Below are 16,747 nucleotides of genomic sequence, written 5' to 3'. Positions count from 1 at the left end.
CCCGCGCCGCCCGGCATCCGGCCGCCGCCCTGCCCGCCGCGCTGTCCCGCGCCGCCGGCCGGCATGCCGCCGCCTCCCGCGCCGCCACCCCTGTTGGTGCCCCGCAGGGACATCAGGGTCGAGTTGCCCTTGAGCCGGATGCCGACGTCACTCAGGTAGACCCCGTCGACGGTGAGGTCCGCCGGGATCGAGTCCTTGGTGCCGTCCTTCTTGAACTCCTTCATCATCTTGTCGAAGTCGGTCTGCTCGTACTCCAGTTGCACGGAGTGCTTCACGGACGTGTCGTACAGCCCGACCGTGCCCTTCACGTTCTCCGTGATCGTGTCGGCCTCCGCCCGCGAGGCGGAGGTGACGTACGGGGAGATCCGGGCGTCGCCGAACGCGTACAGCATCACCGCGAGCCCCGCGCACAGCGCCCCGGCGGGCTTCCAGTGGTGCCGCAGCCGTACGGGCACGCGGTCGCGCAGCCGCCGCCTTTGGGGCGTGCCGTCCACGGGGCTCACAGGTCGGTGGTGTCGTAACCGGTCAGGACCGTCACCCGCTGACCGGAGGTGCGCTCCTGCAGCGCGGTGACCAGGTCGCTGGGCTCGGTGCCCTTCTTCATGCGGACCGTGTAGAACACCTCGTTCAGCGCCCCGCCGCGGATCGTCTCCGTGCTCACCAGCTCGAACTCGGTCGTGTACTTGATCAGGACGTCACGGATGCCCGGGGTGTAGTCCTCGCCCGCCGGCACCTGGACCTTGACGACCTGGCGCTGGACGTTCAGAGCGAACCAGTTGAACTTGTGCATGATGACGACGACCGCGCAGATCACGACCGCGCCGACCGCGGCCAGCGTGTAGAAGCGCGCACCGCAGGCCATGCCGATCGCCATCGCCAGGAAGATGAACCCGACGTCCCGGGTCTCCTTGACCGCGTTGCGGAACCGGACCACGGACAACGCGCCCACCAGGGAGAACGCCCGGGCCAGGTTGGAGCCGACGACCAGCATGATCAGCGCGACGATCATGCCGACGATGACGAGCGTCTGGACGTAGGACTGGCTGTAGGAGACGTTCCGGTGGGTGTACCGGTAGACGTAACCGATGACCGTGCTCAGGACGAAGGACAGCACCATCGCCGCGACGACGTCGGCGACGCTGAACGTCCCGCTGAGTTCCTGCAGTTCGAAATTCACTGTGCTCCTGCTTTCACCGGCGACTCCTGTGCCGGCAGCCGCGTGTCGAGGGGGGTGGGGGGCGGCGGACAGTCCGCCTCGTCGAGATGGAAGGCGGAGCGGGGTGCCAGCCCGAACACCTCGATGGACTGGACGTACTTGGAGACCCGGACGAGGCTGAGGTTGCGCCGGGCCGCCAGGTCGGTGATCCAGTGCGGGGTGCGCTCGTTGACCTTGATCTCCATCACCGACATGTGCGGCGGCACGGTGAACCGGTTCTCCGGCCGCGCCTGCCCGAAGTGGAAGTCGCGGTCGCGGCCCCGGATGCGCCGGTCGAAGGTGACCCGCAGACCGGTGTCGGCGGCCCGCCCTACCAGCGCCTCGCGCTGGTAGCCGGTCATCGCCGTCGGCCGGAGGTTGAGCCGTACGACCAGGTCGAGCACCTCGTGGATGAACGCGCGCTCGTTCGGCGCGTGGTCCACCATCCGCCGCTCGTCGCAGAGCTGACGGGCCGTGCCGTAGGGCAGGGTGATGCGGCGCTTCTGGGTGACCCGGTTGACGCGCTGTTTGACCTCGACGCAGACGGCGGAGTCGTCCGTGGCCCCGACCGGATCGCCGTAGTGCCTGATGCGCAGCTTGCGGCGGAACTTCAGGCCCTCGATCTTCTCCCAGTAGAACCGCAGCTCGGGGGAGTCGTAGTACAGGCTCCACACCCCGTAGCCGCCGACCGGACTGTTCAGGTCGCGGTCCATCCGCTCCGCGAGTTCGTCGCGGAGGTCCGCGGCCAGCTCCACGGGGACCAGGTATTTGAGCTCGTATCTGTTGAAGGCGTGCAGCCTGCTCGCCACATGCAGCGGTGGGGGGTCCTCCGTGCCCGTGGGGTGCCCCTGGGCGGGTCCCCCGGACGGAGCCGTGTCGGGTTGCGACACCGTGCGCCTCCTTCGTCGTCCGTGCCGGACCGGCCGGCCCGCGATACGCAACCAACGACGGATGAGGAAGCGATGAGAAACCCGGGTGTATTGCAGGAGGATTCAAAATGGCCGGAAGGTGAACACGGCCGGGACGGAAACAGCCGTGTCCCCGGGCCGGCGCGCGGGGCGCCTGCCCGGGGACACGGGGGAAAGGATCAGGCGAGCGAGGCGCTCAGCGTGATCGTAGTGCCCGACAGGGCCTGGCTGACCGGGCAGTTCGCCTTCGCGTCCTCGGCCGCCTTGGCGAAGCCCGCCTCGTCCAGACCCGGCACCTCGCCCTCCACGGTGAGGTGGATGCCCGTGATGCCGGTGCCCGGCTGGAACGTGACCTCGGCCTTGGTGTCCAGCCGGGTCGGCGGGGTGCCGGCCGAGGCGAGACCGTTGGAGAGCGCCATCGAGAAGCAGCTGGAGTGGGCCGCGGCGATCAGCTCCTCCGGGCTGGTCTTCCCATTCGCCTGCTCGGCGCGGGACGGCCAGGAGACCGGATAGTCACCGATCCCGGAGGAGTCGAACGTGACGACGCCCTTGCCCTCAAGGAGGTTGCCTTCCCAGACCGTGTGCGCCTGACGCGTGGTAGCCATGCTGGTTCCCTTCAAACGGAATGCGCGGTTGTACGGGACGGGCGGGCACACCGTCGTGCCCGGCCGGTGGTACGTCCTACGCCCCCGAACCTACTGCGCGACCAGCCCCTTCGCGTCGCGGGCCAGCGCGGTCAGCCGGGAGATCGCCCGGAAGTACTTCTTCCGGTACCCGCCGTTCAGCATCTCCTCACTGAACAGCCGGTCGAACGGCAGCCCGGAGGCGAGCACCGGCACCTCCCGGTCGTACAGCCGGTCCGCGAGCACCACGAGCCGCAGCGCGGTCGACTGGTCGGGCACCGGCCGCACCTCGGTCAGGCACACCGCCCGCAGCCCGTCCGTCAGCGCGCCGTACCGGCTCGGGTGGACCCGGGCCAGGTGGTCCAGGAGTGCGGGGAAGCCGTCCAGGCTGGCGCCGTCGGTGGCGTACGCGGCGCGGGTGACCTGCTCGTCCGAGTAGGGCGGCGGGGCCTCGGGCAGACCGCGGTGGCGGTAGTCCTCGCCGTCGATGCGCAGGGGGCGGAAGTGCGCGGACAGGCCCTGGATCTCCCGCAGGAAGTCGGCCGCGGCGAACCGGCCCTCGCCGAGCTTGCCCGGCAGCGTGTTGGAGGTCGCGGCCAGCGCCACCCCCGCCTCGACCAGCCGGCTCAGCAGCGAGGACACCAGCACGGTGTCGCCCGGGTCGTCCAGCTCGAACTCGTCGATGCACAGCAGCCGGTGCCCGCTCAGCGTCCGCACGGTCTGCTGGAAGCCGAGCGCGCCCACCAGGTTCGTCAGCTCCACGAACGTCCCGAACGCCTTCAGCGAGGGCGCGGCCGGCGTGGCGTGCCAGAGGGAGGCGAGCAGGTGGGTCTTGCCGACGCCGTACCCGCCGTCCAGGTAGACCCCGCGCGGACCGGAGGGCTGGGCCGCCTTGCGGCCGAACCGCCCACCCGTCGCCCGCCACCACCCCTCAAGGGACGCGCTTCGCGCTCCTCCGGATTTGCCGGAGCCCGAAGCGTGCGCCCCGCCGAGCCCGGCGGCGAAGTCGCTCAGGACCCCGACCGCCTCGGTCTGGCTGGGCTGGTCGGGGTCGGGTACGTACGTATCGAAACGTACCGAGTCGAAGCGCGGCGGCGGCACCATCTCGGCGACCAGGCGGTCGGCGGGGACGTGCGGCTCGCGGGCGCACAGGGACAGCGGGGCCGTTTCGGCTATGGGGCTGGACCCCGGCACGGCGTGGGAGGACGACACAACCATCAAGCTTACGGCCGTGTCAGACTGCCGGACATGCGACGCCTGTTCCCTGTGACGGACCTGACAGCGGCCGGCACTCCGCGTGAGTGGAGCCTGGACGACCTCGCCGACGCCTACGCCTACCCCGGCACGGCCGGCCCCTGGCTGCGCGCCAACATGGTCTCCACCCTCGACGGGGCCGCCCAGCACGACGGCCGCTCGCAGCCGATCTCCTGCGAGAGCGACATGCGGATCTTCGGCACCCTGCGCGGCCTGGCCGACGTGGTGATCGCGGGCGCGGAGACCGTACGCCTGGAGGGCTACCGCCCGGCCCGCGCCCGCGACGCCTTCGCGGCGCGGCGGGCGGCGGCCGGTCAGGGCCCCGCCCCGGCCGTCGCCGTGGTGAGCGGCAGCCTGGACCTGGACTTCTCGCTCCCGCTCTTCGTCTCGCCGCTGGTCCCGACGCTGGTGCTGACCGGTGCGGGCGCGCCGCCCGACCGGATCGCGGCGGCCGGGAAGGCCGGTGCCGATGTGGTGATCGCGGGGGAGGGCTCACGCGTCGATCCCGCCCGGGCCGTGCGGGAGCTGGCCGACCGGGGGTTCGGGCGGCTGCTGACGGAGGGCGGGCCCCGGCTGCTCGGCCAGTTCGTGGCGGCGGGCGTGCTGGACGAGCTGTGCCTGACCGTCGCGCCCCTGCTCACGGCCGGTGACGCCCAGCGGATCGCGGGCGGGCCCGCGGTCACTGTGCCGAAACGATTCGCCTTGGCGTCCCTGCTGGAGGAGGACGGGTTCCTCTTCACCCGGTACCGGCGGAGCTGACGCGCGGGCCGCCCGAACCGCCGCCGGGGCCGGTGCGCGGCTCTCCCGTACCGCCCCCGGCGGACGGCAATAATCGGAATATCCCGTTCCGGTTAGCGTTCCGCGGGCAGAATGGATCTCGCAGACCCCGTGCGAGCACGGGGAAGGATGGTTTCAGCAGCGACCGGCGGCGGTCGCTGAAGAGAAGGGCTCCTGTGGTGTTCACCAGCGTTTTGATGATCGAGAAGGCCCTCACGTCCGGGGACGTCGAATTCGTCACCACCCTGCACGGCGACGAGCAGACCTCCTTCGTCGTCCTCATGCAGCCGCGCGGCGACCAGGCGGATGTGCTCCTGCGGGCCATTGACGACCTCGCGATGGGCGAACTGAAGGAAGCGGCCCGCGAGAGCGAGGAGCCCGAGGGCAAGAACGCCAGGGAGTCGGCCGAACTCGCCCTTCAGGTGTCCCTGGAGGCCCTGCGCCAGGCGGGCTCCGAGGCCGTGGGACAGGTGATCGAGGACCACCCCCTGGACAAGCTCACCTCCGTGGTCGGCGAGTCGGGCGCCGACGAGGTCATCGTGCTGACCGCGCCGCACTACGTCGAGGAGTTCTTCCACCGCGACTGGGCCTCCCGCGCCCGGCACAAGGTCGGCGTCCCGGTGCTCAAGCTCTTCGCGCACAGCGAATAGGCTGGGGCCGCGGCTCCGGAGTGGCACCGGTCCGCAGACCCGAAGGACCTGGAGGAGCACAGATGGCACCCGGCATTCCCGCCGCCATGGAACGACCGCACTTCATCGGCATCGGCGGCGCCGGAATGTCGGGCATCGCGAAGATCCTCGCCCAGCGCGGCGCGAAGGTCGCGGGCAGCGACGCCAAGGAGTCCGCGACGGCCGAGGCACTGCGCGCGCTGGGGGCGACCGTCCACATCGGGCACGCCGCCGGACACCTGGCGGACGACGCCACCTGCGTCGTCGTCTCCAGCGCCATCCGCGCCGACAACCCGGAGCTGGTGCGCGCGGGGGAGCTGTCGATCCCCGTCGTGCACCGCTCCGACGCGCTGGCCTCCCTGATGGGAGGGCTGCGCTCCATCGCCGTCGCGGGCACCCACGGCAAGACGACGACCACCTCGATGCTGGCCGTCGCCCTGACCGAGCTGGGCCTCGACCCCTCGTACGCGATCGGCGGCGACCTCGCCGGACCCGGCACCAACGCCGTGCACGGCGAGGGCACGATCTTCGTCGCCGAGGCCGACGAGAGCGACCGGAGCTTCCAGAAGTACGACCCCGAGGTCGCGATCGTCCTCAACGTCGAGCTGGACCACCACGCGAACTACGCCTCGATGGACGAGATCTACGAGTCCTTCGAGACCTTCGCCGGCAAGATCGTCCCCGACGGCACCCTCGTCGTCTCCGCCGACCAGTCCGGCGCCGTCGAGCTGACCCGCCGGGTGCGCGCCGAACTGCCCGCGCTCACGGTCGTCACCTACGGCGAGTCCGAGACCGCCGACGTACGCGTCCACAAGATCGCCGCGCGCGGCCTGACCAGCGAGGTCACGGTCGTCCTGGGCGGCAAGTTCCTCACCTTCACCGTCTCGGTCCCCGGCCGCCACTACGCCCTCAACGCGGTGGCCGCCCTCGCCTCGGGCGTCGCCCTCGGCATCCCCGCCCACAACCTCGCCTCCGCCCTCGGCAAGTACACCGGGGTCAAGCGCCGCCTCCAGCTCAAGGGCGAGGCGGCCGGCGTCCAGGTCATCGACAGCTACGCCCACCACCCGACCGAGATGACCGCCGACCTGGAGGCCATGCGCGGCGCCGCATCCGACGCCCGCCTCCTCGTCGTCTTCCAGCCCCACCTGTTCTCCCGCACCCAGGAGCTCGGCACCGAGATGGGCCAGGCCCTCGCGCTCGCCGACGCCTCCGTGGTCCTGGACATCTACCCGGCCCGCGAGGACCCGGTCCCCGGCGTCACCAGCGCCCTGATCATCGACGCGGCGCGGGCGGCCGGCGCCGACGTCACCGCCGTCCACGACAAGGCGAAGGTCCCCGAGGCCGTCGCGGGAATGGCGAAGCCCGGCGACCTCGTTCTCACCATGGGAGCGGGCGACGTCACCGACCTCGGCCCGCAGATCCTGGACCACCTGTCGAGCTGAAGGAGCCACCCGTGGCGTACGACGTCGAGAAGCCGGACGAGCAGTGGCACAAGGAGCTGACCGCCGCCGAGTACGCGGTGCTGCGCAAGGCCGGCACCGAGCCCGCCTTCGTCGGTGAGTACACCGACACCAAGACCGCCGGTGTCTACTCCTGCCGGGCGTGCGGCGCGGAGCTGTTCCGCTCCGACACCAAGTTCGAGTCGCACTGCGGCTGGCCGTCCTTCTACGACCCGAAGGACACCGACGCGGTCGAACTGATCCAGGACCGCAGCCACGGCATGGTCCGCACCGAGGTCCGCTGCGCCCGCTGCGGCTCGCACCTGGGCCATGTCTTCGAGGGCGAGGGCTACCCCACCCCGACCGACCAGCGGTACTGCATCAACTCGATCTCCCTGCGGCTGACGCCGGAGGACTGATCCCGCCCGTACGGGGACCGGCGCGCCGCGTCATTCCCCGTACGGCTCCTCCTGGCGCAGCAGCGGGTGCGCGACGCCGGGGAAGACCCGGGCCCGCACCACCGCCTCCGCCGCGCCGCCCCGCACCACGGTCTCCGCGACACCCCAGGGGCGGCCCGGCAGGACGACGGTCAGGGTGTACGAGGCCGGGCAGCCCAGGCACTCGTAGCGGTCCACCCACGTCTCCACCTCGGTCGTGCTGCCCGGGTAGCGCGCCACGTGCCGGTGCAGCGCGTGGCAGCGCCCGCACCGCTCGCCCGGCTCGCAGGTGCCGCCGCAGGGGCAGGGCACGTCGAGGGAATCGGCCGGCTGCCAGCGCTGGGTGAGGACGGCCTCCCGCGTGGCGCCCATGTCCTTCATCGCCTTGAGGTTGCGGGCGGCCACGTTGTACGACTCACCGGTCGCCGCCATCCGGTCGCGGATGACGTCCTTGCGGCCGCGGTTCGTCGTCATCGGTCTGCTCCTCCTGGGTCCACGCAGCCCACCAGGAGGGCGCACGAGATCGGTGTCCTCAACCGTACCGGGCGCCGCGCCCGACCCGTGCCACGCTCAGGCCCGCCGCACCCGGCCCGCGATGCGCCGGCCCAGGCGGCCCAGGGTCCGGCGCTCCCGGCGGTTCCAGTCGCGGAAGGCATCCGCCCGGCCGCTGCTGCCCGAGCGGCCCACGGCCTCCTCGACCGCCGCGACCCGGTCGGCGGGCAGCCCCCGCACCACCGGGCGCAGCACCTCCTCCAGCAGGGCCGCCGCGGCGCTGCTCCAGGCCGGGCCCGCGTGCGGGTGGGCCGTCCATACGGTGAAGCAGTCGGCGGCGTACGCGGCGTCGGCCGCCAGCCGGGCCCGGACGCTGTCACCGCGCGCGCCCCGGTCGTAGGCGTTGATCAGGTCCGTGTCACCGCTGTGCACCAGGGCGTACAGCTCCGCCTCGGGCCGCTCCGGTGCCAGCAGCCGCGCGGCCACCGCGTCGCACGCCTGCCCGAGCACCCCCGGCTCCACCGGCTCGGCCTCCGCGCGCAGCGCCCGCACCCGCTCGGCCCACTCCGGCTGGGCCGCCCCCGAGCGCACCTCGCGGGCGAACTCCAGGAGCTGGAGCGCCGCGCGCACCCGGCCCCCGGTCTCCCGCGGAAAGCCGCGCAGCAGGTCGTGGGCCAGCTCCGGCGCCTCGCCGTCCCCGGCGCCGGCCGCGAGCGCGGCGGCCACCAGGTGCGACCAGGTACCGGCCGCCCGGTGCGCGTCCGAGGTCGCCGCCTCCAGCAGCAGCCGGGCCTCGGCCACCGTCGGGGCGGACTCCTCCCACACCAGGCCCACGGCCGTCCGCAGCACCAGCGGCTCCGCGAACGGCGACACCCCGGCGGCCCGCAGAATCCGCTGCATCCTCGCCACCCGGTCGTCGCCGCAGTCGGCCCTGGCCTCCGGCGCCCCGGCGCACATCCGCAGATGCGGCAGCGACTGCGTACCGGTGAACGGCAGCGGCACCCGCAGCAGCAGCCGCTCCACCCCGCCCGGGCTGTCCGGCGCGATCCGGTCGAGCGCGCCGAGCAGGGCCGTCCGTACGTCGAACTGCTCGTCCATCAGCTCCAGCAGGGCCGGCGCCCAGCCCGGGCCCTCCTCGTCGCCCTCCAGCAGGGCGGGCGCCAGCCGGTCCACCACCGAGGGCAGCAGCTCGGCGCAGTCCACTCCCAGCAGCCGTGCCACCCGCAGGAGTTGCACCGTACGGGCCACGTCGAGGCCGACGCCCGCGCTCGCCAGCTCGGTCAGGATCTCCGGCCCGAGGACACCGGCGACGGCCGCGCCCTCGGGGCCGCTGAAGGCGGTGCGGCCCGGCAGTTCGAGGGAGCCGTTGCCGCCGCGTACCGCCTCCGTCACCAGCATCGCGGCCAGCGGGGCCGTGGTGGTCGCGGGGGAGCGGCCGTCCAGCGCGGCGAACAGGCGCCCCGCGGCGTCGAATTCGGGTCCGGAGCGCTCGTCCACGCCCGGCGCGGTCAGCGCGTCGACCAGCTGCCGGGTCCGCTTCGCGTCCAGCGCGTACGGCCGTTCGGCGGCCCACTCCGCGGCGGCGGCGCGCCCTCCCGTGCCCAGTGCGATGCCCGCGCACAGCGCCGTCACCGCCACCGGCCCGGCGGCGAACGGCTCCCCGGGCAGCTCGGCGGCCTCCCGGAACAGCTCGGGCGTGCGGTTGCGCCAGATCCGCGCCGCGGTCTCGGCCCAGGCGTCGGCCACGGCCGCTTCCGGGCGGGCCCCGGCGCACCGGTGCACGCGCACGTCCGGGTCCGTCAGCTCCGCGGCGTCCTGGGGCAGTACACCGACGATCCGCTGCGGGGCCCGCAGCGGGTGGCGGGTGTAGGTGGTGAACGTCAGCCGCCCGGCGAGCTCGTCGGGCAGGGCGACGCAGGCGAGCGCGATCCACCGGGCCACGTCCGCGCTCTGCGGCTCGACGAGCACGACCCGGCCGGAGGCGCCCGGCTCGCACAGCCTGCGCAGATCGGCCAGCACCCCCGCGAGCCACGGCCCGCGCGCGACGGCGAAGTCGTTCAGCCCCTCCCGTTCGCGGGCGTGGTGGCCGGTGGCGCCGGGCAGCGCGGCGAGCGGGTCCGGCAGCGGGCGCCCGGGTGTCGTGGCGGCCCAGCGGGCGGTCCGGCAGGCGGTGATCGGCAGCGCGCCGCCCGGCAGCCGGCTGCCGGGCGGGAGGTGGACCGCGTGGGCGTGGAAGCCCACGGACGCCGATGGTGCGGGGCGGGTCGCGACCGTACGGGCCAGGAGGTGGCCGCCGTCGGCCAGCACACTGAAGCTGAGCGCTTCGGGCAGCGCGCGCAACGCGGCGTCGGTGAGCGGTGGTTCGGTGCCGGGCGGCGGTTCGTACGCCAGCAGCGGGCCGGCCTCCGTGAGCACGGACCCGGGTATCGCGGCGTCAACCGCGCTGAAACGGCCCGGTATCGGCCCCTCCTCGCCGCTGTCGGTCCCGTCCCCGTCCGTCGCGGAGGTGTAGTGCAACTGCGCGAGGCTCATGCGTCGGCTCTCTTCGTCCCTGCCGTGAAGGTCCCCTGCCACCCGCACCCGCTCCCGCGGTGGCAGTGCCGTCCCGGCCGAGAGCGGCGACCCCGGCGGGGAGTGTTCCGCAGTCGCTGGGGCGACGCTATCAAGGACCCGCGCGCCCCGGCGCCCGTGCGGCGGGAAGCCGGGGAGCCGCCGGCTACTCGAACCGCGAGGTGTCGCCGGCTCCGCGCCGTACGATCTCCAGCTCGCCGTTGGAGAAGTCGATGACGGTGGTCGGCTCGGTGCCGCAGTCGCCGGAGTCGAGGACGATGTCCACCTCGTGGTCCAGGCGCTCCTTGATCTCCCAGCCCTGGGTGAGGGGTTCGTCCTCGTCGGGCAGGAGCAGGGTGCTGGAGAGCAGCGGTTCGCCCAGCTCCGCCAGCAGGGCCTGGACGACGGCGTGGTCGGGGATGCGGACGCCGACGGTCTTCTTCTTCGGGTGCAGCAGCTGGCGCGGCACCTCCTTCGTCGCCGGCAGGATGAAGGTGTACTGGCCGGGCGTCGCCGACTTGACGGTGCGGAACACGTCGTTGTCGATGTGCACGAACTGCCCGAGCTGGGCGAAGTTCTGGCACATCAGCGTGAAGTGGTGGCGGTCGTCGAGGTCGCGGATCGTTCGGATGCGGGAGATGCCGTCACGGCTGCCGAGCTGGCACCCGAGTGCGTAGCACGAGTCCGTCGGGTACGCGACGAGCGCCCCGGAGCGGATGTTCTCGGCCACGTTGGTGATGGTGCGCTGCTGGGGGTTTTCGGGGTGTACGTCGAAATACTTCGCCATCCGGCGAGTCTACGGCCGGGTGCGCGGGTGGGGCGCGCGACAGCGGATTGTCTGCCTCCGCAAGAGCCGGGACCACCGTTTCGAGTGGCGGCCGACGCGTGGACCACGCCGTTCGAAGGAGAGCTATGCATGATGCACATAAAGTGCACCATGCATACACTGCATGGTATATCTGTTACCGAGAGGCCGCAGTCCCGATCCTGGGAGGCGCGCCCGCAGTCGTAGGGAGCCGTGCGTGGACATGCCTGTGGACCGGATCGAGTTCGAGACGATGCTGCTCGGGCGGCACATGAGTCTGCTGACCTCGCGGGGCGACGGGCGGCTCGACCGGAGCGCGTACATCCTGCTCAGCCGCATCCGCGTCCAGGGCCCGATGTCCATCGGCCAGCTGCACGACGCCTTCGGGCTGGACACCTCCACGCTGAACCGGCAGACCGCGGCCATGCTCCGCGCCGGCGTCGTGGAGCGCATCGCCGACCCGGACGGCGGGATCGCCCGCAAGTTCGTCATCACGGACGAGGGCGAACGCCGGCTCGACAAGGACCGGGCCGAGAACCGGGAGGGCCTGCAGCGCGTCCTGGCCGACTGGGCGCCGGAGGAGGCCGCCCGCTTCGCGGACGACCTCGCCCGGCTCAACCGGGACATCGAGCGCCTCGACGGGCGGCCCTGGCCGCGCGGCTGAGCCGGGGGAGCGCCCGGGTCAGGACTGCCGGGTGAAGGCCCACGTCTGGATCGCGGCCGCGGAGGCCGGCTGCTGGGTGAGCGGGGCCCCGTCGGCGGTGGAGGCCGCCGTGAGCAGCAGCCCGCTGCGTTTGCTCGCCAGCCGGTAGCCGCCGGCCGCCGGGATGGCGGTCCAGCGCTGGTTGTCCGCGCCGGTGCACGGCCACTGGATGATCGCGGCGCCGGCCCGCGTGGAGTTGGCGTCGACGTCGGCGCACAGGCCGCTGTGCACGTTCTTCAGCGTGTACGTGCCGTCGGTGCCGGCCGTCACGTTCCACTTCTGGTTGTCGCCCCCGTTCCAGAGCCAGCCGACCAGCTGGGTGCCCTGGGCCGTGGAGTGCGCCGGTACGTCGATCGCCTGGCTGCCCGCGGAGATCCGGTTGACCCCGGTCGCCGGCCCCGTGGGCGTCACGCAGGCCGTGGACGACTGGTGGGCGCCCCGGTCGGGCACGCAGCCCGCGGTGACCGGGTTGCCGAAGTAGTCGCGCCCGCCCGCGCCCGGGACGACGGCCCCGTTGGCGAGGGCGGAGGAGCCCGCCCGGAGGCGGTAGCCGTCGGCGTCGGTGCGCGAGGTCGCGGTGCCGGGGGCCGTCAGCTTCGGGTCGGCGGTCACCTTGTGGGCGTCGGCCGGCTCACCGGCCGGGTGGGTGCCGTGGAAGACGTTCGAGTCGAAGCCGAGGCCGACGGCGTTCACGTAGCTCGCCCCGGTCGTCGCCACGTGGAAGACGTTGTTGGTGAACGTGGCGTTCGCCGCCGCCGAGCCGTTGGCGTTGTTGATGATCTGGACCGGATCGGCGAGGTAGAAGGTGTTGTTGTAGATCTGCGTGCCGGTCGTCTTCGCGCAGACCATGTCGAAGAGCTGGCCGCCGTCGTTCTGGCTGATGTTGTAGCGGACGATGTTGCCGTCGGTGGTCGAGCCCGAGCCGTTGCACAGGAGGATGAAGCCACCCTCGTTGTCGTGGCTGTAGTTGTACTGGTAGACCGTGTGGATATTGGCCTCGTCGAGGTCGAGCCCCTGCCCGTCGCAGTCGCTCTTTCCGCCGCTCACCTCGTTGAACTGGTACACCGCGTCCTGCGTGTTCCAGCCCCAGACACCGGCCGCGCAGTGCGCGGGCTCGCGCTCGCGGAAGCCGTCGACCTTGTTGTACTCGACCAGCGCGCCCTCGGTGTGGTGCGGCACGATCGCGTCGCCGCCGATGTCCGAGACGGTGTTGCCCCGGATGACGACCCGGGTCTGCGGGTTCCACGCCCCGCAGGTGGCGCCGCAGTTGGGGTTGTTCAGCTCGGGGCGCTGCATCCACCGGGTCCAGAAGTGGATGCCGTAGCGGTCGACGGTCCGCACGGTGTTGTCCGTGATCGCGACGTCGTCGAATGCGGTGGGCGTGGTGTTGCCCAGGACCTCGAAGAAGATGCCGGCGCTGGCGTCGTCGTCCTTCTTGGTCTGGTTCCCGTTGACGTCGTGGACGTCCAGGCCGGCGATCCGGTAGTAGGTGCCGGTGCCCGAGTCCGTACGGGTGACGTGGACGCCGCGCCGGGTGGCGGCCGCCGCGCCCTGGTTGGAGATGTCCAGGTTGCGGATCTCCCAGTACTGCTGGTCCGCGAGCCGCACGACATCGGTGACCTGGCCGGCGCCGGCCAGCGCGGGCTTGGCGCCCGTGCCGTAGGCGTCGACCACGATCGGCGACCCGGCCGCGCCCGAGCCCTTCGGGAAGAGCTGCTGGCCGGTGCAGGTGGAGCCGCGCTTGAGCAGGATCCTCTCGCCCGGCCGGAAGGTGTGCGCGTTCACCGGCGCCAGCGCGTTCCACGGCGAGGCCGAGGTGCCGTCCCCTGCGGCGGCGGCCCCGCAGTCGACGTAGAAGGACTGCGGGGCCGATGGGGCGGCCTGGGCCGCCGTGGTGGGGGTCGCGGCCAGAAGGGATGCCAGCGGTAGCGACAGGGCCGAGAGGAGCAGGGTTCGTCTTCCGGGCATGGAACAACTCCATAGTCTGAAAACGGACAGCAGACGTCTGATGCCGGCTCACATTAGGGAGCCGCGGTATCAGTGGTCAAGACCTGTCCATGTCAATCCTTAGTGGGCGTCCGCCTCAACGTCTTGATGGCGCAACACTTTTGGCGTCCCCCGCCCCCGGACGGCCCGCGCTCACTCGGGGGCGCGCGCCGCGAGCACCGACCTGGAGAATCCTGAGCACCGCCTACCAGGGCATCACCCGGCGCCCGTCCTTCTACGACACGCACGTGGTGCGGCCCCAGTCGGGCATCTTCCTCCACCGGGTCGACGGGGGACGGGCCCGCTTCCTCGGGCTCTACACAGCGGTGTGAGTCCGCCGCCGGTCCGCCGAACGGAGCAGGGGCCGCTCCCGCCCGTACGACCCGGCGTGAAGCGGAGCTGCGGCACCGTTTAAGAAAACCTCGATGGACCTGGGGCGCGGGGTACGGCAGATTTCTCCGTGACGGCGGAGGATGGTGCGCGGCAGCCGGTGCGAGCGCGCTGCCATGCCGTCCCTCTCATCCTTCCCCGGGCCGCAGGCTTCCTCAGGCGCGCCCCCGGCCCGGGGAGATCAACGCCGCACCAGGTACAGGGAGCCGCAGCCGTGAAGGCACTCGTGAAGCAGAAGGCCGAGCCCGGGCTCTGGCTGATGGACGTACCCGAGCCCGAGACCGGCCCATCGGACGTCCTGATCAAGGTCCTGCGCACCGGCATCTGCGGGACCGACCTGCACATCCGCAACTACGACGGCTGGGCCCAGCAGGCCGTCAGCACCCCGCTCGTCCTCGGCCACGAGTTCGTCGGCGAGGTCGCCGCGATCGGCGCGGACGTCGTGGACGTCTCCGTGGGCGACCTGGTCAGCGGCGAGGGCCACCTCGTCTGCGGCAAGTGCCGCAACTGCCTGGCCGGACGCCGCCACCTCTGCCGCTCCACGCTCGGCCTCGGCGTCGGCCGCGACGGCGCCTTCGCCGAGTACGTCGCCCTGCCCGCGTCCAACGTGTGGGTGCACCGGGTCCCCGTCGACCTCGACATCGCCGCGATCTTCGACCCGTTCGGCAACGCCGTGCACACCGCGCTGTCCTTCCCGCTGGTCGGTGAGGACGTCCTGATCACCGGCGCGGGCCCGATCGGCATCATGGCCGCCGCCGTCGCCCGGCACGCCGGCGCCCGCAACATCATGATCACCGACGTCAGCGAGGCCCGCCTCGACCTGGCCCGCAAGGTCGGCGTCAGCCTGGCGCTCAACGTCGGCGAGCAGACCATCGCCGACGGCCAGCGCGAGCTGGGCCTGCGCGAGGGCTTCGACATCGGCCTGGAGATGTCCGGCCGCCCCGAGGCGATGCGCGACATGATCGCGAACATGACCCACGGCGGCCGGATCGCCATGCTCGGACTGCCCGCCGAGGAGTTCGCCGTCGACTGGGCCCGGATCGTCACCTCCATGATCACCGTCAAGGGCATCTACGGCCGCGAGATGTACGAGACCTGGTACGCCATGTCCGTCCTGCTGGAGGGCGGCCTCGACCTCGCCCCCGTGATCACCGGCCGGTACGGCTACCGCGACTTCGAGGCGGCCTTCGACGACGCGGCGAGCGGACGCGGCGGCAAGGTCATCCTCGACTGGACCGCCTGAGCCTGTCCGTACCAGTCCCGACCCCTAAGGAACCCGGCATGTTCGACTCCGTACGCGACGACCTGCGCACCACCCTCGAAGAGATCGAGGCGGCCGGGCTGCACAAGCCCGAACGCGTCATCGGCACCCCGCAGTCCGCGACCGTCGCCGTCACCGCGGGGGGCCGCCCCGGCGAGGTGCTGAACTTCTGCGCCAACAACTACCTGGGCCTCGCCGACCACCCCGACGTGATCGCCGCCGCGCACGAGGCACTGGACCGCTGGGGCTACGGCATGGCCTCCGTCCGCTTCATCTGCGGCACCCAGGAGGTCCACAAGGAGCTGGAGCAGCGGCTCTCCTCCTTCCTGGGCCAGGAGGACACGATCCTCTACTCCTCCTGCTTCGACGCCAACGGCGGCGTGTTCGAGACGATCCTCGGCGCCGAGGACGCGGTCATCTCCGACGCCCTCAACCACGCCTCGATCATCGACGGCATCCGCCTGTCCAAGGCCAAGCGCTTCCGCTACGCCAACCGCGACATGGCCGACCTGGAGCAGCGGCTCAAGGAGGCGTCCGGGGCCCGGCGCCGCCTCGTCGTCACCGACGGCGTCTTCTCCATGGACGGGTACGTCGCGCCGCTGCGCGAGATCTGCGACCTCGCCGAGCGCTACGACGCCATGGTCATGGTCGACGACTCGCACGCCGTCGGCTTCGTCGGCGCCGGCGGCCGCGGTACGCCCGAGCTGCACGGCGTGATGGACCGCGTCGACATCATCACCGGCACCCTCGGCAAGGCGCTCGGCGGCGCGTCCGGCGGCTATGTGGCGGCTCGCGCCGAGATCGTCGCCCTGCTGCGCCAGCGCTCGCGCCCGTACCTCTTCTCCAACTCGCTCGCCCCGGTCATCGCCGCCGCCTCCCTCAAGGTCATCGACCTGCTGGAGTCCGCCGGCGACCTGCGCGACCGGCTCAACGCCAACACCGCGCTCTTCCGTACCCGGATGACCGAGGAAGGCTTCGACGTCCTGCCCGGCGACCACGCCATCGCCCCCGTGATGATCGGGGACGCGGCGAAGGCAGGCCGGATGGCGGAGCTGCTCCTGGAGCGCGGTGTGTACGTGATCGGGTTCTCGTACCCGGTCGTCCCCCAGGGCGCGGCCCGCATCCGCGTCCAGCTCTCCGCGGCCCACTCCACGGACGACGTGAACCGCGCCGTGGAAGCGTTCGTCGCGGCGCGGGCCGCGCTGGAGAGCTAGGGCCGGCTGGTCGCGGGGGCGGTCGGGGCGCCCCCGCGACCTGGG

The 16,747-nt window shown here is 72.2% G+C and carries 15 protein-coding genes and 1 pseudogene; 7 read left to right on the top strand and 9 right to left on the bottom strand.

What is annotated here, in order from left to right:
• The 5 genes and pseudogenes from E6R18_RS29600 to zapE all read right to left on the bottom strand — a co-directional run.
• Positions 1-503: pseudogene (locus E6R18_RS29600) on the bottom strand (spore coat protein CotH); the annotation flags it as partial.
• Positions 500-1,177, bottom strand: a complete 678-nt coding sequence (locus E6R18_RS29595; protein WP_136319953.1) for a DUF4956 domain-containing protein — start codon at positions 1,175-1,177, stop codon at positions 500-502. The gene E6R18_RS29595 and the pseudogene E6R18_RS29600, both read right to left, overlap by 4 nt.
• A complete protein-coding gene (locus E6R18_RS29590; protein ID WP_136319956.1) occupies positions 1,174-2,004 on the bottom strand; it encodes a polyphosphate polymerase domain-containing protein in 831 nt (276 codons plus the stop codon). The genes E6R18_RS29595 and E6R18_RS29590 overlap by 4 nt, the downstream gene beginning before the upstream one ends.
• A gap of 278 nt (positions 2,005-2,282) precedes the next feature.
• A complete protein-coding gene (locus E6R18_RS29585) occupies positions 2,283-2,708 on the bottom strand; it encodes an OsmC family protein (RefSeq protein WP_136319952.1) in 426 nt (141 codons plus the stop codon).
• A gap of 90 nt (positions 2,709-2,798) precedes the next feature.
• Positions 2,799-3,938 carry a cell division protein ZapE gene (zapE, locus tag E6R18_RS29580; protein ID WP_136319951.1) on the bottom strand — a complete coding sequence of 380 codons (1,140 nt, stop codon included), beginning with the start codon at positions 3,936-3,938 and terminating at the stop codon, positions 2,799-2,801.
• 36 nt (positions 3,939-3,974) lie between these two features.
• Here zapE and E6R18_RS29575 point away from each other — a divergent pair, with 36 nt between their 5' ends.
• The 4 genes from E6R18_RS29575 to msrB all read left to right on the top strand — a co-directional run bounded on the left by E6R18_RS29575 (position 3,975) and on the right by msrB (position 7,283).
• The gene (locus E6R18_RS29575; protein WP_136319950.1) at positions 3,975-4,739 is read left to right on the top strand and encodes a pyrimidine reductase family protein; all 765 of its coding nucleotides are present in this window, start codon (positions 3,975-3,977) and stop codon (positions 4,737-4,739) included.
• Between the two features lie 215 nt (positions 4,740-4,954).
• On the top strand, positions 4,955-5,407 hold the full coding sequence (locus E6R18_RS29570; protein ID WP_136319955.1) for an indole-3-glycerol phosphate synthase: 453 nt from the start codon (positions 4,955-4,957) through the stop codon (positions 5,405-5,407).
• A 62-nt stretch (positions 5,408-5,469) separates the two neighbouring features.
• A complete protein-coding gene (gene murC / locus E6R18_RS29565; RefSeq protein ID WP_136319949.1) occupies positions 5,470-6,867 on the top strand; it encodes a UDP-N-acetylmuramate--L-alanine ligase in 1,398 nt (465 codons plus the stop codon).
• An 11-nt stretch (positions 6,868-6,878) separates the two neighbouring features.
• Positions 6,879-7,283, top strand: coding sequence for a peptide-methionine (R)-S-oxide reductase MsrB (gene msrB / locus E6R18_RS29560; RefSeq protein ID WP_136319948.1), 405 nt, complete (start codon positions 6,879-6,881; stop codon positions 7,281-7,283).
• 30 nt (positions 7,284-7,313) lie between these two features.
• Here msrB and E6R18_RS29555 read toward each other — a convergent pair whose 3' ends face one another.
• The 3 genes from E6R18_RS29555 to E6R18_RS29545 form a co-directional block, all read right to left on the bottom strand.
• Complete coding sequence (locus E6R18_RS29555) at positions 7,314-7,775, bottom strand: hypothetical protein (protein ID WP_136319947.1); 462 nt, start codon at positions 7,773-7,775, stop codon at positions 7,314-7,316.
• Between the two features lie 96 nt (positions 7,776-7,871).
• Complete coding sequence (locus E6R18_RS29550; protein WP_136319946.1) at positions 7,872-10,325, bottom strand: GTPase-associated protein 1-related protein; 2,454 nt, start codon at positions 10,323-10,325, stop codon at positions 7,872-7,874.
• A gap of 184 nt (positions 10,326-10,509) precedes the next feature.
• The gene (locus E6R18_RS29545) at positions 10,510-11,130 is read right to left on the bottom strand and encodes an L-threonylcarbamoyladenylate synthase (protein ID WP_136319945.1); all 621 of its coding nucleotides are present in this window, start codon (positions 11,128-11,130) and stop codon (positions 10,510-10,512) included.
• A gap of 235 nt (positions 11,131-11,365) precedes the next feature.
• On the opposite strand from E6R18_RS29545, the gene E6R18_RS29540 reads away from it, so the two are divergent.
• Complete coding sequence (locus E6R18_RS29540) at positions 11,366-11,812, top strand: MarR family transcriptional regulator (RefSeq protein WP_136319944.1); 447 nt, start codon at positions 11,366-11,368, stop codon at positions 11,810-11,812.
• Positions 11,813-11,830: 18 nt separating this feature from the next.
• Here E6R18_RS29540 and E6R18_RS34490 read toward each other — a convergent pair whose 3' ends face one another.
• Positions 11,831-13,819 carry an RICIN domain-containing protein gene (locus E6R18_RS34490; RefSeq protein WP_136319943.1) on the bottom strand — a complete coding sequence of 663 codons (1,989 nt, stop codon included), beginning with the start codon at positions 13,817-13,819 and terminating at the stop codon, positions 11,831-11,833.
• Between the two features lie 622 nt (positions 13,820-14,441).
• Here E6R18_RS34490 and tdh point away from each other — a divergent pair.
• The gene (gene tdh, locus E6R18_RS29525) at positions 14,442-15,470 is read left to right on the top strand and encodes an L-threonine 3-dehydrogenase (protein WP_136319941.1); all 1,029 of its coding nucleotides are present in this window, start codon (positions 14,442-14,444) and stop codon (positions 15,468-15,470) included.
• 38 nt (positions 15,471-15,508) lie between these two features.
• Positions 15,509-16,702: a glycine C-acetyltransferase gene (locus tag E6R18_RS29520; protein WP_136319940.1), complete on the top strand. Its 1,194-nt coding sequence runs from the start codon at positions 15,509-15,511 to the stop codon at positions 16,700-16,702.
• The last annotated feature ends 45 nt before the right edge of the window (positions 16,703-16,747 follow it).

The sequence above is a fragment of the Streptomyces sp. A1277 genome (genome assembly GCF_004795015.1).
Taxonomy (GTDB): domain Bacteria; phylum Actinomycetota; class Actinomycetes; order Streptomycetales; family Streptomycetaceae; genus Streptomyces.
Note: the sequence above shows the minus strand (reverse complement) of the source record. Positions and strands in the feature narration are given on the sequence as shown.

What these genes read in the sequence shown, in the direction of transcription:
- E6R18_RS29585 (WP_136319952.1), bottom strand. Translation starts at nt 2,708, where the DNA reads ATGGCTACCACGCGTCAGGCGCACACGGTCTGGGAAGGCAACCTCCTT.
- E6R18_RS29575 (WP_136319950.1), top strand. Translation starts at nt 3,975, where the DNA reads ATGCGACGCCTGTTCCCTGTGACGGACCTGACAGCGGCCGGCACTCCG.
- E6R18_RS29570 (WP_136319955.1), top strand. Translation starts at nt 4,955, where the DNA reads ATGATCGAGAAGGCCCTCACGTCCGGGGACGTCGAATTCGTCACCACC.
- murC (WP_136319949.1), top strand. Translation starts at nt 5,470, where the DNA reads ATGGCACCCGGCATTCCCGCCGCCATGGAACGACCGCACTTCATCGGC.
- E6R18_RS29555 (WP_136319947.1), bottom strand. Translation starts at nt 7,775, where the DNA reads ATGACGACGAACCGCGGCCGCAAGGACGTCATCCGCGACCGGATGGCG.
- E6R18_RS29550 (WP_136319946.1), bottom strand. Translation starts at nt 10,325, where the DNA reads ATGAGCCTCGCGCAGTTGCACTACACCTCCGCGACGGACGGGGACGGG.
- E6R18_RS29545 (WP_136319945.1), bottom strand. Translation starts at nt 11,130, where the DNA reads ATGGCGAAGTATTTCGACGTACACCCCGAAAACCCCCAGCAGCGCACC.
- E6R18_RS34490 (WP_136319943.1), bottom strand. Translation starts at nt 13,819, where the DNA reads ATGCCCGGAAGACGAACCCTGCTCCTCTCGGCCCTGTCGCTACCGCTG.
- E6R18_RS29520 (WP_136319940.1), top strand. Translation starts at nt 15,509, where the DNA reads ATGTTCGACTCCGTACGCGACGACCTGCGCACCACCCTCGAAGAGATC.